This window comes from Citrobacter gillenii (genome assembly GCF_013337685.1).
GTDB classification, from domain to species: Bacteria; Pseudomonadota; Gammaproteobacteria; order Enterobacterales; family Enterobacteriaceae; genus Citrobacter; species Citrobacter gillenii.
This window is the reverse complement of the sequence record NZ_SUQN01000004.1, coordinates 248049-263251: the sequence shown is the minus strand read 5'-3', so window position 1 is coordinate 263251 and position 15203 is coordinate 248049. Positions and strand designations below refer to the sequence as shown.

The 15203-nt window shown below is 53.0% G+C and carries 15 protein-coding genes; 10 read left to right on the top strand and 5 right to left on the bottom strand.

All coding sequences use genetic code 11. The features are described 5' to 3' along the window. Positions 1-38: 38 nt before the first annotated feature. Positions 39-962, bottom strand: coding sequence for a LysR substrate-binding domain-containing protein (locus FCH32_RS11020; RefSeq protein ID WP_217438990.1), 924 nt, complete (start codon positions 960-962; stop codon positions 39-41). Between the two features lie 220 nt (positions 963-1182). On the opposite strand from FCH32_RS11020, the gene FCH32_RS11015 reads away from it, so the two are divergent. The 4 genes from FCH32_RS11015 to FCH32_RS11000 all read left to right on the top strand — a co-directional run bounded on the left by FCH32_RS11015 (position 1183) and on the right by FCH32_RS11000 (position 5792). Beyond that, complete coding sequence (locus FCH32_RS11015) at positions 1183-2085, top strand: manganese-dependent inorganic pyrophosphatase (protein WP_174360891.1); 903 nt, start codon at positions 1183-1185, stop codon at positions 2083-2085. 122 nt (positions 2086-2207) lie between these two features. Then, a complete protein-coding gene (gene hglS, locus FCH32_RS11010; protein ID WP_135912002.1) occupies positions 2208-3551 on the top strand; it encodes a 2-oxoadipate dioxygenase/decarboxylase HglS in 1344 nt (447 codons plus the stop codon). A 193-nt stretch (positions 3552-3744) separates the two neighbouring features. Further along, positions 3745-5400 carry a glucan biosynthesis protein D gene (locus FCH32_RS11005; protein WP_117342838.1) on the top strand — a complete coding sequence of 552 codons (1656 nt, stop codon included), beginning with the start codon at positions 3745-3747 and terminating at the stop codon, positions 5398-5400. A gap of 167 nt (positions 5401-5567) precedes the next feature. After that, positions 5568-5792: an HP1242/YdcH family protein gene (locus FCH32_RS11000; RefSeq protein WP_003833168.1), complete on the top strand. Its 225-nt coding sequence runs from the start codon at positions 5568-5570 to the stop codon at positions 5790-5792. A 66-nt stretch (positions 5793-5858) separates the two neighbouring features. Here the strand turns inward: FCH32_RS11000 and alr are convergent, their stop codons facing one another. Then, positions 5859-7085 carry an alanine racemase gene (alr, locus tag FCH32_RS10995; protein WP_135912003.1) on the bottom strand — a complete coding sequence of 409 codons (1227 nt, stop codon included), beginning with the start codon at positions 7083-7085 and terminating at the stop codon, positions 5859-5861. A gap of 218 nt (positions 7086-7303) precedes the next feature. Between alr and rimL the strand changes: the two genes are divergently transcribed. Continuing rightward, entirely contained in the window at positions 7304-7849 is a 546-nt protein-coding gene (gene rimL / locus FCH32_RS10990) for a 50S ribosomal protein L7/L12-serine acetyltransferase (protein WP_117342836.1), read from the top strand. Here the strand turns inward: rimL and ydcK are convergent. Beyond that, entirely contained in the window at positions 7841-8821 is a 981-nt protein-coding gene (gene ydcK / locus FCH32_RS10985; protein ID WP_174360890.1) for a YdcK family protein, read from the bottom strand. The two genes, rimL and ydcK, sit on opposite strands and share 9 nt — an antisense overlap. A gap of 113 nt (positions 8822-8934) precedes the next feature. Between ydcK and tehA the strand changes: the two genes are divergently transcribed. The 3 genes from tehA to FCH32_RS10970 all read left to right on the top strand — a co-directional run bounded on the left by tehA (position 8935) and on the right by FCH32_RS10970 (position 11372). Then, positions 8935-9936 (top strand): dicarboxylate transporter/tellurite-resistance protein TehA, encoded by a 1002-nt coding sequence (tehA, locus tag FCH32_RS10980; protein WP_115258443.1) that lies wholly within the window; start codon positions 8935-8937, stop codon positions 9934-9936. Beyond that, positions 9936-10532, top strand: coding sequence for a tellurite resistance methyltransferase TehB (gene tehB / locus FCH32_RS10975; RefSeq protein WP_117342834.1), 597 nt, complete (start codon positions 9936-9938; stop codon positions 10530-10532). Before tehA ends, tehB begins: the two co-directional genes overlap by 1 nt. Before the next feature lie 168 nt (positions 10533-10700). Then, positions 10701-11372, top strand: a complete 672-nt coding sequence (locus FCH32_RS10970) for a DUF3313 domain-containing protein (protein WP_174360889.1) — start codon at positions 10701-10703, stop codon at positions 11370-11372. A gap of 43 nt (positions 11373-11415) precedes the next feature. On the opposite strand, the gene FCH32_RS10965 is transcribed toward FCH32_RS10970, so the two are convergent. Beyond that, positions 11416-12324, bottom strand: a complete 909-nt coding sequence (locus FCH32_RS10965; RefSeq protein ID WP_174360888.1) for a DMT family transporter — start codon at positions 12322-12324, stop codon at positions 11416-11418. Between the two features lie 187 nt (positions 12325-12511). Here FCH32_RS10965 and FCH32_RS10960 point away from each other — a divergent pair, with 187 nt between their 5' ends. Further along, entirely contained in the window at positions 12512-13381 is an 870-nt protein-coding gene (locus tag FCH32_RS10960) for a helix-turn-helix domain-containing protein (RefSeq protein WP_117342832.1), read from the top strand. Here the strand turns inward: FCH32_RS10960 and FCH32_RS10955 are convergent. Then, the gene (locus FCH32_RS10955; RefSeq protein ID WP_172625555.1) at positions 13364-14530 is read right to left on the bottom strand and encodes a benzoate/H(+) symporter BenE family transporter; all 1167 of its coding nucleotides are present in this window, start codon (positions 14528-14530) and stop codon (positions 13364-13366) included. The genes FCH32_RS10960 and FCH32_RS10955 overlap by 18 nt on opposite strands. A gap of 105 nt (positions 14531-14635) precedes the next feature. Between FCH32_RS10955 and FCH32_RS10950 the strand changes: the two genes are divergently transcribed. Further along, positions 14636-15172, top strand: coding sequence for a helix-turn-helix domain-containing protein (locus FCH32_RS10950; RefSeq protein ID WP_174360887.1), 537 nt, complete (start codon positions 14636-14638; stop codon positions 15170-15172). Positions 15173-15203: the final 31 nt, after the last annotated feature.

Below are 15203 nucleotides of genomic sequence, written 5' to 3'. Positions count from 1 at the left end.
GGACCCGCGGGTCCCTTTATTTTTGGCGGCGGGAAAGATCAAAACGGGACAGTTTTGCGGATCGCGGCGATGAGGATCTGTGCGGCGGTAGAAAGCTGAACGTCACTACGGGTCAAAATGCCAATGGGTTCGCCGGATCCTTGCGACGGTATCGGTAATGACACCAGTGTGGCCTGGCGTAAATCTTCCCGCACCGCGCCTGACGGCACAAACCATACGTAGTCGTAATCCACTGTCAACTGGCGCGACAGCGATGCCGACAGCGTTTCAATACAACCTCGCGGCAGTTCACACCCCTGGCTTAGCAGCAGGGCTTCCGCATGCTGCCTCGGCGCGGTACCTTTTGGCGATACCACGACCGGCCACTCCATCACCCGGCTTAGCGTGATGGTTTCCTGCAACAGCGGGTGGTTAGGGCGTACTACCAGCTTGAGCGACTCGAGAAATAATAATTCGTAGTTTAGCCCGACCATGAGTTCCGCATCGGCCATCCGGCCAATGCCGAGATCGATTTCCCCGGATTTTAACCCAGCGAGGATCATCGGGTTACTCATGGTGGCAACTTGCAGCGTGGTCTCCATTTGCTGCTTGTGGAACGGACCAATGACGGCGGGAAGAATACCCAGTGCAGCCGTCGGTAGTGCCCCGATGCGCACGACATCATTATGTGCTTCTACCCGACGATTTAATGCCTGACCGGCCGTATTGAGTGCGTCCAGCACTCTTACCGCATGGGTAAGAAACTGTTCGCCGGGTAGCGTTAACTGCGCACCAAGGCGACCGCGCTCGAAGAGGCGTGTCCCGGTCAGTTGCTCCAGTTCGTTGAGTGTTTTGGAGAGAGCCGGTTGACTCAGGTTTAGGGTTTCAGCCGCGCGCCCCAGCGTCCCCTGTTGGGCAACGGCGACAAAAGTGTGAAGATGGCGCAAGCGAATACGCTGATTGAACAGAACATTTTTTTCCATAAGCGATGTTAAAAACAGAGCCGTATCGGTAGCAAGTAAAGTTGTTGGTTTTTGATAACCTGATAGCAAAATATTATTAACATTTATCGTATTTTACTTACAACTGATTTATTTTGCTTATGTTTTGTACTGCCTGACTGCGCAGCGGGATCATGGAAGGGAATGTACCCGATCGTTATACTTTGGTTATTGTTCTCTTCACATTACAAGGCACTGATTAATGATACATGTCATAGGGCACCTTAATCCCGATAGCGATGCCATCTGCACCGCCGCGATGACTGCGCGCTGGTTAACCTTACGCGGCCAGCAGGCGACGGCATGGCGCGCGGGTGAACCTAACCGTGAAACACAATTTATCTTTGAGCACGCGGGACTCTCGATGCCCGAACTGCTGACGTTTCCGTTGACCGACAGAGATGTCTGGCTGGTGGATTTTACTGAACCCGCTCAGGGTCCAGACTCTCTGGCTGAGAGTAATGTCGTTGGTATTATCGATCATCACCGCCTCGGGGGTTTGATGACGAGTTTACCGCCGGAAGTGTGGGTGAAACCGGTCGGCAGTAGCGCGACGCTGTTATGGCAACTGATGTCGGAAGAGGAGCGTCGCCAGATCTCTTCCTCCGAGGCCGTGTTGCTGCTGGGGGCCATTTTGAGTGACACTGTCACGCTACGCTCACCTACCACTACGGCAGATGACCGCCAGGCGGTAGACGCGTTGGTCGAAAAAACGGGAGTTGATCGGGAGGCATTCTGCCGCGACCTGCTATCAGCTAAAACCAGCGTGGAGGGGATGAGCGCCCGGCAACTTCTCAATAAAGATTGCAAAACGTTCACGATTCATGGGCACCAGGTCTGCGTGGCGCAGCTCGAGCTTTACGCACTGGATCAGGTGGCGCCGGTGTTGGACGATTTGCGTGCGGAAATGGTGCGCTATGCTGAGGAACGCCACGCTGCGCTGGTCGTGCTGATGCTGACGGATATCAACAAAGGCGACACCAGCCTGTGGTTTGCCGGAAAAGAACTGACAGATATCGCGCAGCCCTGCAAGGTTGAAGGGATGCTGAGTCGTAAAAAACAGATGCTGCCGTGGCTGGAAAACCATTTGAAACCACGCCAGTAAGCACCGTTCATCGTCTACGCGGGTGGGGGGAATTCATGCGGGATCACAGTTTGTAAATTCTTCCCACCGGACTCGGTAGCGTTCTCTACACTCCAGGTAATATTCACTGGAGGCATGACATTATGGCGAACACCATCACGGCAGATGAGATTCGGGAACAATTTTCGCAGGCAATGTCAGCAATGTACCAGCAGGAAGTCCCGCAGTACGGCACGTTGCTGGAACTTGTCGCTGATGTGAATCTGGCGGTACTGGAAAATAACCCGACGCTGCATGAAAAACTGGCCAATGCGGATGAGTTAGCGCGTCTTAACGTTGAGCGCCACGGTGCGATCCGGGTAGGGACCGCGCAGGAATTATCCACGCTGCGGCGGATGTTTGCCATTATGGGCATGTACCCGGTCAGCTATTACGATCTCTCCCAGGCGGGCGTTCCCGTCCATTCCACGGCGTTTCGCCCCATCGATGATGCTTCGCTTTCGCGTAATCCGTTTCGGGTGTTTACCTCGCTATTGCGCCTCGAGTTGATCGATAACGTAACATTACGCCAGCGGGCTGCGGATATTCTCGCAAAACGCGATATTTTTACGCGCCGTTGCCACGAATTACTGGATGAGTTTGATGCGCAGGGTAGTTTTACATCTGCCCAGACTCAGGAATTTGTGCATGAAGCATTGGAAACCTTCCGCTGGCATCAGCACGCTACGGTAGATGAAGAGACCTATCACGCGCTACACAACGAACATCGACTGATTGCTGATGTGGTGTGTTTCCCCGGTTGCCACATTAACCACCTGACGCCACGCACGCTGGATATCGACCGTGTGCAGTCGATGATGCCGGAATGTGGCATTGAACCGAAAATCCTTATTGAAGGGCCGCCGCGGCGCGAGGTGCCTATTCTGCTGCGCCAGACCAGCTTTAAAGCGCTGGAGGAGGCGGTGCTGTTTGCCGGTGAAATGCGTGGTACGCACACCGCACGTTTTGGCGAGATTGAACAGCGTGGCGTGGCGCTGACCCCAAAAGGCAGGCAGTTATATGATGAACTTCTGAGTCACGCGGGAACGGGTAAAGACAACCTGACGCACCAGCTGCATCTTCAAGAGGTGTTTAAAGCCTTCCCTGACAGTGAGTTTTTGCTACGCCAGCAGGGGCTGGCCTGGTTCCGCTATCGACTAACGCCGTCGGGCGAGGCGCATCGTCAGGCGATCCGACCGGAGGATGACCCGCAGCCGCTGATCGAACGAGGCTGGCTGGTGGCTCAACCGATCACCTACGAAGATTTCTTACCGGTGAGCGCTGCGGGCATTTTCCAGTCTAATCTGGGCAATGAAACCCAGGCGCGCAGTCATGGTAACGCCAGTCGGGATGCGTTTGAACAGGCACTGGGCTGTGCGGTTTATGATGAGTTTGTGCTGTATCGGGAGGCTGAAGAGCGCAGTAAACGGCGCTGTGGTTTACTTTAATGGAATTTACACGGGATTCGGTCTGTTCCCATCGACATAATATATTTTCGATTTTGTACAGATAATCGGCGACCAACAATTGGATTATTAATGAATTTTGTCTAGAGTGAGCGGTCAGAAATGTGCACTCTCTTGCCGCAGATTTTGACCGGCGCGGGACCATTCACACGACCAGAAGGACTTACTTTCAGGCATGAATCGTAGACGATTTATTAAAGGTTCAATGGCAATGGCCGCCGTGTGCGGAACCAGTGGTATTGCATCACTCTTTTCCCGTGCTGCCTATGCGGCAGAGTCTGACATTGCAGACGGAAAAACCGTACGTTTTGATTTTTCCGTACTGCAATCAATGGCCCATGATTTGGCACAAAAACCGTGGGGCGGTGCGCCGCGCGCGTTGCCGGATACGCTGGCGAAACTCACGCCTCAGGCTTACAACAGTATTCAGTACGACGCCGAGCAGTCGCTGTGGAATAACGTTGAAAATCGTCAGCTGGACGCGCAGTTTTTCCATGTCGGCATGGGGTTTCGTCGCCGCGTGCGCATGTTCTCGGTTGATGACAGTACGCATCTGGCGCGTGAGATCCACTTCCGCCCTGAACTGTTCAAATACAACGATGCGGGCGTAGATACCAAACAGCTCGAAGGGCAAACCGATCTCGGATTCGCTGGTTTCCGCGTGTTTAAAGCGCCAGAACTGGCCCGTCGTGATGTGGTTTCTTTCCTCGGTGCCAGCTATTTCCGCGCCGTCGATGACACCTATCAGTACGGTTTGTCTGCGCGTGGCCTGGCGGTGGATACCTATACCGACAGCAAAGAAGAGTTTCCTGACTTTACCGCGTTCTGGTTCGAAACGGTCAAACCGGGTGCGACCAGCTTTACGGTGTATGCGCTACTCGACAGCCCAAGCGTAACCGGTGCGTTTAAATTTGTGATCCACTGTGAGAAAACGCAGGTGATCATGGATGTGCAGAACCATGTCTACGCCCGTAAAGACATCAAACAGCTCGGCATTGCGCCGATGACCAGCATGTTTAGCTGCGGTAATAACGAACGTCGGATGTGCGATACCATTCACCCGCAAATCCATGACTCCGACCGCCTGGCAATGTGGCGCGGCAACGGGGAGTGGATCTGCCGTCCGCTGAACAATCCACAAAAACTGCAGTTCAATGCCTACACCGATAACAACCCGCGCGGCTTTGGCCTGTTGCAGTTGGATCGTGACTTCTCCCACTATCAGGACATCATGGGCTGGTACAATAAGCGCCCAAGCCTGTGGGTCGAGCCGCGTAACCAGTGGGGCAAGGGGACCATTGGCTTGATGGAGATCCCAACCACCGGTGAAACGCTGGATAACGTTGTCTGCTTCTGGCAGCCGGAGAAGGCGATCAAAGCTGGTGACGATCTGGAGTTCAAATATCGCCTGTACTGGAGCGCACAGCCACCGGTACGCTCACCGTTGGCGCGTGTGTTGGCAACCCGCACTGGCATGGGAGGATTCCCGGAAGGGTGGGCACCGGGCGAGCATTACCCGGAAAAATGGGCGCGCCGCTTTGCCGTTGACTTCGTCGGTGGCGATCTGAAAGCCGCTGCGCCGAAAGGTATTGAGCCGGTGATTACGCTCTCAAGCGGCGAAGCGAAGCAGATTGAAATCCTCTACGTTGAGCCGATCGATGGCTATCGTATTCAGTTTGACTGGTATCCGACCTCTGACTCAACCGAACCGGTAGATATGCGCATGTTCCTGCGTTGTCAGGGCGATGCGATCAGCGAGACCTGGCTGTATCAGTATTTCCCGCCAGCACCGGATAAACGTCAGTACGTCGACGACCGCGAAATGCGTTAATCGCACGGTCTGTGGCTCTCCTGAAGGGGAGTCACAGACCTCATCTCTGCTGAAACATTCTGTACGCTATTTACTCGATCCTGTTCGCATTTTTCCCTATGTCAAATGGGTAAGCTGAAGGTGTGTATTTCTTATACACGCTTTTTGTCCACTAACAGGGAGAAAGTATGTTTCCAGAATACAGAGACCTCATTTCCCGACTGAAATCCGAGAACCCTCGCTTTCTGTCTTTATTCGAAAAACACAACAGCCTTGATCATGAGATTTCCAGACTGGAAGGTTCGGATGGTCGGGGATACAGTTTGGATATTGTTCGCCTGAAGAAACAGAAACTTCACCTGAAGGAAGATCTGCTCAAAATCCTGCAAAAAGAGAGTGTCAGTGAGAGCTAAATAGTACGGCTCTCACTGTGTAAAAGGGCTTTCCGCAAAAAATGGGAAGCCCTTCCTGTCTAAGACTTAATCGACCATAACCCGTTTGTTCGTCGCGCCCCATAGAATCGACATTTCGGTGAACAGCGCGCCGCTGATTTCTTCCACTTCCTCTGCGCTAACCTGTGCCTTGCCCTGTTTACCGAACAGCACCACCTCATCACCAGAGGTCACCAGCGGCAAATCGGTCACATCGACAATCAGCGTATTCATTGACGTTTTACCCAGCACCGGTACCCGCTGGCCGCGGATCAACACATGTCCTGCGTTGCTGAACACGCGACGATAGCCGTCAGCATAACCTGCCGGAATGTTAGCGAGAACGGAATCGCGTTTGAGTGTATATGTACGGTCATAGCCGACGGTATTACCTTTCGGGTAATGGTTTACCGACGCAATCGAAGATTTAAACGTCATCACGCGTTTGTATTCTGTGCTGGCGATGGTATCACCATAAAAAATCCCGCCAACGCGCACCAGATCCAGCCATGATTCACGCACGGTCAGCGTGGCGAAGGTATTGGCCACATGCAACGTCACGTCTTCGCGCTTCAGCCCGGTAATCTTGAGAACCTGTGCTGATTGGATATTGAAGCGGGCCAAATCGCGCTTGACCACCGCGGCATCTTCTTCCGGGAAATGCGACATGATGCCGACAATTTTCAGTCCGGGTAAGGCCGAAATAGCGCGGGCTTCTTCCAGTCCGGCCGCCGTGCTGACTTCCAGACCGTTGCGCGACATCCCGCCAGAGTTCAACGCCAGATGAATACGGATGGTTTTGCCTTTCTCCTGAGCAATGGCGCTCAGACGTTTCGCCATGTCCAGATTGCCAATCAGCTCCTCAGTATCAAAATCTGCCGCCTGACGCATCTCTTTTTCCGTGGCATTACGCACGCGCATCAGTTGTGATGTAAAACCGGCCTGACGCACGATGCTGATTTCTTCATTACTGGCGACGCCAATACACTGCACGCCGTTTTGCATCATCACCGGCGTGACGAGAGACAGGTCGTGCCCGTACGCGTCGCCTTTGAGAATGGCGCACAAGCGAGTTTTATCTCCCAGCAACTGCTGAACTTTGTGGACATTATATTCCAGCGCGCTGCGGGAGATCTCCAGGGTGGTATTATCCACCACCACCTGCTTGCTGACTGCATAAGGCACGGGACCGGTCTGCGAGGTGGGAACGGGTTGGTGACAGGCGGTGATCAGAAACAGCGGGATAAGTGCTAAACGACCCAAAGGTGCTGCCATGCTTGCTCCTTAGCAAAAAAATAGCGGTATTATTGTCATCATTGCGGATCATCCCCATGAGGATGCCCGGTTAATCAGAGTAGCGGGTTCAGCGCGGTAGATTGTCGCTAAGTGATTGCTGTTACAGCATAAAAGTATGATGTCCGGGGTGATAAATAGATTAATATCTGCGGATGCCAGTCAGAAATGCCCCGTTAACGAAAGTGAAGGAGATAAACATGCCAGAAGTCATCCCCGTCAGCGACACGCTGGAACTGCGGGCAGTCGAAGAGCAACACGTCACGCCATTGCATCAACTGGTACTCAAAAATAAGCGCTGGCTGCAGCAGTCGCTGAACTGGCCACAGTTTGTCGAATCCGAGGATGACACACGCAAGAACGTGCAGGGCAATATGATGCTGCACCAGCGCGGCTACGCCAAAATGTTCCTTATTTTTGAACAGCAGAACGTGGTGGGGGTGATCTCGTTTAACCAGATCGAACCGTTGAACAAAGCTGCCTATATTGGTTACTGGCTGGATGAAGAACATCAGGGGAAAGGCATACTGTCCCGGGCGCTACAGGCGTTTATTCAACATTACGCGCAGCGCGGTGAGATCCGCCGTTTTATCATTAAATGCCGGGTAGATAACCGTGAAAGCAATCAGGTCGCACAGCGCAATGGTTTCCTGCTGGAAGGTTGTCTGAAGCAGGCAGAGTTCCTCAACGGTGAGTACCATGATGTGAATCTCTACGCCCGTATCATTGATTGCGCCTCAGAATAAGCCTGCCAGAGGCGTGCGGGTAATACGTTGCTCGCCGTTGATCACTTTCGGGCCGCGCAGGTGAATCGCGTCGCCCTCAAAGGCCTCGATGCAAGCCTGGCCGGTTACCTCAATGTGATGTTCGATCAGCACTTCGCCCTGGATACAGGCGTGGCCTTCAATGAGAATGCGATCGTCAAGCAGGATTGGGCCACCGCGTAGGCGCGCATGCCCCCCAACCAGCACGTGATGCTTCAGGACGCAGTTACCCTCGATCACGGCGTGCTCCGCCACCTGTGAGCTGTAGCGCAGGGTAGGAATGGCATCTTCATCAGTTCCGGAGGTAACCCGAGCATGGCCGTAAACTTTCGCGCAATCGCAGATCCAGACGTTATTTTCTTCATTGCCTTCTATTCGCGCAAAATCAAAAACTTCGGCGCGGTGTTCGATAAAGGCATAATTGACGACAGCGTCGCCATAGATTTGCGCCTGATGCACAACGCGCGAGTTGCTGACGGTTGCGCGGTCGTAAATGTGCAAAATCTGGTCGCTTTCACGGGTTAATCCTTTGGCGGCAATGATTTCTGAACCACTCAACACGCGAGCCTCACCGGAAAGGAGGCATTCCCCACGGACAGTCGAATCTTTGACCGTGACGTTGTCACGTATTTCTGCGCCATGGCTGATTTCTGCCTGGTCAATCCATGCGTTATCGCCAACTTGCGTCCCCTCTCTGATCACGCTTGCACGGGTAATGCGGGCGTTGCCGGAGATAGCCGCCCCGGCAAAGGCGATGGCATTCTCATCGTAAATCCAGCAATCACCGTTTTGCGCCAGCACGCTTTCGTCGTCAATCCAGCCGCCTGGCGTACCGGCTTGCACATCATTAAAGTCGGTGAGGGCGATGACCTGGTGTAGCAATACGTTTTTTTTGTGGCCATTATCCTGATAACTGAAGGAACGTGGCTCATCGCTCAGACGGTATTTGGTCATAAAGAATTTCCCAGTTGCGCACCTTAGTTAAACGTAGCAAAGTTTTCAGCACTGGCTAAACAGCCGTAAATTCCATAAAATGTATTTCAAATATACTTTAAAAAATAAACAAAATGAGTAATAACAAATACAGTGAGCGAGTTCTTAATCTTCCGGCCGGTTATTTTGGCATGGTACTGGGAACCATCGGGATGGGTTTTGCCTGGCGATATGCCAGTCAGATATGGCCGGTGAGTCACTGGATAGGTGACGGTCTGGTGATCCTCGCGATGGTCATCTGGGGGCTGTTGACGCTGGCATTTATGACCCGTCTGGTGCGTTTTCCCCACAGCGTGCTGGCGGAAATACGCCACCCGGTGATGAGCAGCTTTGTCAGTCTTTTCCCTGCCACCACCATGCTGGTGGCGATTGGTTTTGTTCCCTGGTGCCGGCCCTTAGCCGTGGTCTTGTTTGGTATTGGGGTGGTGATCCAGCTGTCGTACGCAGCCTGGCAAACGGCAGGGCTGTGGCGGGGTTCTCATCCGGAAGAAGCTACCACGCCGGGTTTGTATCTGCCGACCGTGGCCAATAACTTTATCAGCGCCATGGCCTGCGGCGCGCTTGGTTACACTGATGCCGGGCTGGTGTTTCTCGGGGCGGGCGTCTTTTCCTGGTTAAGTCTTGAGCCGGTTATTCTGCAGCGTTTACGCAGTTCTGGTGAACTGCCGGCGGTATTACGTACCTCGCTGGGTATTCAACTGGCTCCGGCGCTGGTGGCCTGTAGTGCCTGGCTCAGCGTCAACGGTGGCGAAGGCGATACGCTGGCAAAAATGTTGTTCGGCTATGGCCTGCTGCAACTGCTGTTCATGTTGCGCCTCATGCCGTGGTATCTGTCTCAGCCGTTTAATGCATCATTCTGGAGCTTCTCGTTCGGTGTCTCGGCGCTGGCAACGACGGGGCTGCATTTAGGCCACGGCAGCGAGTCAGGTTTTTTTCATACGCTGGCGATCCCGCTGTTTATTTTTACCAATTTTATCATTGCGCTATTACTGATACGCACGTTTGCATTGCTGATGCAGGGAAAACTGCTTATTCGCACGGAGCGTGCAGCATTACTGAAATCTGAGGATAAATAATGACCCGTTGTGACGAAAACTACTTTACTGAGAAATATGATTTAACCCGCACGCATTCCGATGTTGTCGAGGCGGCAAAAATTGTTACGCCAGGCAAAACATTAGATTTAGGCTGTGGGAATGGTCGTAATAGCTTGTACCTGGCGGCTAACGGTTATGACGTGACGGCGTGGGATAAAAACCCAATGAGCATTGCCAACCTTGAGCGCATTAAAGACGCGGAAGGGCTGACCAATCTGCACGCTGAGGTAGCGGACCTCAATGCGTTACGCTTTGACGGTGAATATGATTTTATTCTTTCAACCGTGGTGATGATGTTCCTCGAAGCAAAAACTATCCCGGGCTTGATTGAAAATATGCAACGCTGCACCAAACCGGGTGGATATAACCTGATCGTCGCGGCAATGGATACCGATGATTTTCCGTGCACCGTTGGGTTCCCGTTTGCGTTTAAAGCCGGAGAATTACGCCGCTATTACACCGGATGGGATCTGCTGAAATATAACGAAGATGTGGGTGAACTTCATCGTACGGATGAGAACGGCAACCGTATTAAACTGCGCTTTGCAACAATGTTGGCGCGTAAAGCTGGTTAACCTACCCATTTGTGATAAGCCTTTCTACGTTCAGCATTTTTTTTGTGCTGAACGTTAAGATAACGTTAAGATAAAATTGTGCGGTCCTTACCATTTTTAGTGCATCCAAAATGATTCTGATTTGCTATTCTTTTCAGGCACCATTGCGAAAACTAAAGGGACCGTTTCATGCGTACTCAAACTTTATTTAAAGTTGCAGTGCTTACTGGCCTGTTGGCATTATCTGGCTGTGCATCAAAAGTGACTCAGCCGGAGAAATACTCTGGGTTTTTAAAAGACTATACTGGCCTGAAGGAAACTAAATCAGCAACGGGGCAACCGGTGCTTCGTTGGGTTGACCCTAGCTTTAATGAATCTAAATACGACAATATCGTTTATAACCCGATTACGTATTATCCGGTTCCTAAACCAACCACTCAGGTTGGACAACAGGTTCTTGATAGGCTGCTGAGCTATACCAATACTCAAATGAAAACCTCCATTGGTAAGCGTAAGCCGCTGGTGACAACGCCTGGCCCACGTACTTTGATTTTCCGCGGGGCGATCACTGGTGTTGATACCAGTAAAGAAGGGCTGCAATTCTATGAAGTGGTTCCGGTTGCACTGGTTGTTGCCGGTACACAAATGGCAACAGGGCACCGTACCATGGATACCCACCTCTATTTTGAGGGTGAGTTGATCGATGCGGCAACCAATAAGCCGGTAATTAAAGTTGTCCGTAAGGGCGAAGGCAAAGATCTGAATAACGAGAGTACGCCGATGGCGTTCGAAACGTTGAAGAAAGTTGTTGATGACATGGCGACCGATGCCTCCATGTTTGACGTAAATAAAAAGCAATAATGAAAAACGCACCGTCTGCTTTCTGCGGATGGTGCGATTTTTTTCAGGCGACCCGGCGGCGGTACAGCAGTTTCCCCATCAGCATTTCCGGGCGGGTGAACATCACCAAATTCCCCAGTAAAATCAGCACTAATCCGGCAATGGCATTAATCTGCCAGACATACCCCTCATACAGCGTAGACAGCGTCAGTGCCACCAGTGGAAAAAGCAGCGTGCTGTAGGCCGCCTTGCTGGGACCGATACGTCCGACCAGCGTGAAATAGGCGCCAAAGGCAATCACCGAACCAAAAATTGCCAGATACAACAGCGCGCTAAGATAACTGAAGGTCCACTGAGGTGTGAAGTTGTCGCCGCGCACCAGCGCAATGATAGCAATCAACACGGTGCCGTATAACATCGCCCAGCTGTTGGTGGTCATCACCTCGAGGCCATTTTTCTGATGGCGCAGGCTTATCATGTTGCCCAGTGAGAAACCAAACGTGCCGAGGGCGCTCAAGCCAATGCCCAGAAGCAGTGAATGATTTAACCCGCTGTTGACTAAATCTTGCCAGAACAAGGTGACGATGCCTGTCAGGCCCAGTCCGGCGGCGACATAAAAACGTCGCGGCGGTTTTTGACCAAAAAACAAGTAGCTATTAACCGCGTTGAACAGGACTGCCATTGAGAAAATAACCGATTCGAGTCCGGTATTGATCCATGCGGCGGCAGTGTAAAAACACCAGAAGTTAAAACAAAAAACGCAGCCGCCTTGTAACAAACAAAACAGATGGTCACGTGCGGAAAGCTTACGCAATTTTCCGCTGACCAGCAGAATGACTATCATCACCGTGCTGGCAACGGCAAAGCGCCAGAAGATAGAAACAGGGGCGGCAACCGGGCCTTGTTGCAGGTAAATGGCAATCCATGTCGTGCCCCATATCACCACTACCAGACTGTACAACAGTGCGTTCATACATCGCTCTCATTTTGCCTATTCAAAGGCAGACTGTGCCACGCCACTTCCGAGGGCGCTTTCATCCGATTGCGGGAGACTTGCAAAATCTTGCGCTTTTTTTATGCAAAGCGGAAAAGAGAGCTGTTAACACCCTGTTGCTGAGATAGACTGAAAGTCTGCTCACAACGTCTTTGAAAGTGATGGTATGCCTCAGCCCTACGATGCCTTTGAAAACTTACGCAAACATAATGCCGTGCTGCATGAATCGGTTGCGTTACATTCTGGGATCCAGCTGGCGGCGTGGTCGAACAAACGCGATACCATCACCCAATATTGCGATCACCATACGCTCAGTTTGTATGTGGCAGATGGCTATGAGAGTTACCACAAAACGGCGGGCGGCTGGAAGAACGGCGGTGGCCCGGACCGCTTCTGCCTGATGCCCAAAGAGAGTGAATCCAGTTGGGATATCCGCGACGATCTGTCGTTTGTGCATCTCTACTGCACCGACGCGCATTTGCGTGATGTGGGGGAGAAAGTCTGGGATAAGAGCCCTTATAGCGTCACGCTGGACGAACATACTTTCGGCAGCGATCCGGGGATCACCGCTGTGTACCGCCAGTTTCTGCTTGGTAATGACTGGCAACAGCCTGCTAACCATCTCACGCTGAGCGCCGCATCTTCGCTGTTATTAACGCACCTGATCCAGCATTACAGTAACGTACAATGGCGACCGCCGGTGGTGACGGGCGGACTCGCGCCTGTCACCTTGCGTAATGTGCTGGCCTATATCGACGCGCATTTGGCATACCCCATCACCCTGAGCGATTTGGCAGGTGAAGCGGCGTTGAGCGATTTTCACTTCGCCCGAATGTTCCGCCAGTCGATGAACATGGCGCCCCATCAATATGTAATGCAGCGCCGTATGGCGCTGGCGCAGCAGCTGGTTTGTTACTCTTCCCGCAGCTTGTCTGATATCGCGATGGCCTGCGGGTTTAGCTCCGCCAGCCACTTCAGCAACCGTTTTAAGCAGGTGACGGGCAAAACGCCCTCGCAGCTACGTGCGGCGCGCTAATCTCAGCACCGTGTAGCACACCCCTCCGGCAATTAATCCCCAAAATGCAGATCCAATCCCCAGCAGCGTCAAACCACTGGCGGTGACCAGAAAGGTGATTATCGCCGCGTCACGCTCGGCTTCTTGATGCAGCGCCTGATACAGGCTGCCGCTAATCGTCCCCAGCAGCGCCAGACCGGCCAGCATCTGGATCCAGCTCACCGGCAGGGCCGCCATTAACCCGGTCACTGAACCGCCGAATACGCCTGCCAGCAGATAGAAAACCCCCGCGGCAGCGGCCGCTAACCAGCGTCGCTGGGCGTCCGGGTGCGCTTCCGGGCTTTGGCATATCGCGGCGGTGATGGCGGCAATACAGATGGAGTAGACGCCAAACGGGGAAAACAACAGCGCCAGCAGGCCGGTGAACACGATCAACGGCGAAACGGGTAATGAATAGCCGGAGGCCTTCATGGTGGCAATGCCGGGAGCATTTTGCGAGGCCATGGTGACCAGAAACAGCGGCAGAGCAATACTGATGCTGTGGGCGAGGGAAAAGTGGGGGGCGATAAATTCCGGCATCACCGGTGAGAGAGTGATGTTGTTAGTGACAACGTCACCTTTTATCAAGGCAATCATTATTCCTACCAACATCGCAGCAATGACCGCGTAGCGCGGGGCGACAACTTTGAGCACCAACCACGCCAGCAGCATGCTGCCGCACAGGAGCAGCTCGTTGTTCAAACTATTAAATGCCTGTAGGCCAAAACGCAGCAGGATCCCAGCCAGCATCGCTGACGCCAGCGAGTGAGGGATGACTTGCATCAGTCGGGCGAACAATCCCGTCACGCCGCACAGGACAATCAGCGCATTGGCGACAATAAATACGCCAATTGCCTCCTGAATAGTGACACCCTGCAGACCGGTGACCAGCAGCGCTGCACCGGGCGTTGACCACGCGGTTAATATCGGCGCACGGTACCATAACGTTAATGCCAGCGTACTGACGCCCATGGCGATGCCCAGCGCGGTCATCCAGCCGGCAATTTGCCCGGTAGTTGCCCCGGCGGCTATCGCCGCTTGCCAGATAATCGCCGCTGAACTGGCGTAGCCGACCAGCACAGCAACAAAACCAGACAGTACGGTAGGCAGAGGGAGTGAATATGTGCGCATAGCGACTCCGCGTGCGTTATAACGGTCGGTCACTGTAGCACTGTGCGCTATAGCGTACAAGTGATAGTCTAGTGCTTTGCCACATGAGATCGAGGGAGATAACGAATGGACAATGTTACCCACTATCTGGCGACCACGCTCAGGGCGTTACGTCAGCAGCGGGAATGGAGCCTTGCACGTCTGGCGCAGGAGACCGGCGTGTCAAAAGCCATGCTGGGGCAGATTGAACGCAACGAATCCAGCCCAACGGTGGCGACATTATGGAAAATCGCCACCGGACTGAACGTTCCCTTTTCGAGCTTTATCACGCCGCCGGAAGCGGAGAGCACGCCCGCATTCGACCCGCAGCAGCAGGCGATGATCGTCACGCCGCTGTTCCCGTGGGATCCACAGCTCTGCTTTGACCATTTTTCGATACTGCTGGCACCGGGAGCGCTTAGCGAATCTACCCCGCATGAGACCGGCGTTATTGAACATGTGGTGGTGATTAATGGCCTGCTGGATATGGACATTGACGGCAAATGGCGAACGTTAAAAACCGGTGAGGGAGTGCGTTTTGCCGGGGATACCGCACACAGTTATCGGAACAGCAGTGAACTGCCGGTTCACTTTCATTCGCTCATCCATTACCCACGGAGTTAATAGGGAAAACTATTTCGCAACGTCGCGCTTC

Coding starts and splice junctions, on each gene's coding strand:
- FCH32_RS11020 (WP_217438990.1), bottom strand. CDS start 962: ATGGAAAAAAATGTTCTGTTCAATCAGCGTATTCGCTTGCGCCATCTT.
- FCH32_RS11015 (WP_174360891.1), top strand. CDS start 1,183: ATGATACATGTCATAGGGCACCTTAATCCCGATAGCGATGCCATCTGC.
- hglS (WP_135912002.1), top strand. CDS start 2,208: ATGGCGAACACCATCACGGCAGATGAGATTCGGGAACAATTTTCGCAG.
- FCH32_RS11005 (WP_117342838.1), top strand. CDS start 3,745: ATGAATCGTAGACGATTTATTAAAGGTTCAATGGCAATGGCCGCCGTG.
- FCH32_RS11000 (WP_003833168.1), top strand. CDS start 5,568: ATGTTTCCAGAATACAGAGACCTCATTTCCCGACTGAAATCCGAGAAC.
- alr (WP_135912003.1), bottom strand. CDS start 7,085: ATGGCAGCACCTTTGGGTCGTTTAGCACTTATCCCGCTGTTTCTGATC.
- rimL (WP_117342836.1), top strand. CDS start 7,304: ATGCCAGAAGTCATCCCCGTCAGCGACACGCTGGAACTGCGGGCAGTC.
- ydcK (WP_174360890.1), bottom strand. CDS start 8,821: ATGACCAAATACCGTCTGAGCGATGAGCCACGTTCCTTCAGTTATCAG.
- tehA (WP_115258443.1), top strand. CDS start 8,935: ATGAGTAATAACAAATACAGTGAGCGAGTTCTTAATCTTCCGGCCGGT.
- tehB (WP_117342834.1), top strand. CDS start 9,936: ATGACCCGTTGTGACGAAAACTACTTTACTGAGAAATATGATTTAACC.
- FCH32_RS10970 (WP_174360889.1), top strand. CDS start 10,701: ATGCGTACTCAAACTTTATTTAAAGTTGCAGTGCTTACTGGCCTGTTG.
- FCH32_RS10965 (WP_174360888.1), bottom strand. CDS start 12,324: ATGAACGCACTGTTGTACAGTCTGGTAGTGGTGATATGGGGCACGACA.
- FCH32_RS10960 (WP_117342832.1), top strand. CDS start 12,512: ATGCCTCAGCCCTACGATGCCTTTGAAAACTTACGCAAACATAATGCC.
- FCH32_RS10955 (WP_172625555.1), bottom strand. CDS start 14,530: ATGCGCACATATTCACTCCCTCTGCCTACCGTACTGTCTGGTTTTGTT.
- FCH32_RS10950 (WP_174360887.1), top strand. CDS start 14,636: ATGGACAATGTTACCCACTATCTGGCGACCACGCTCAGGGCGTTACGT.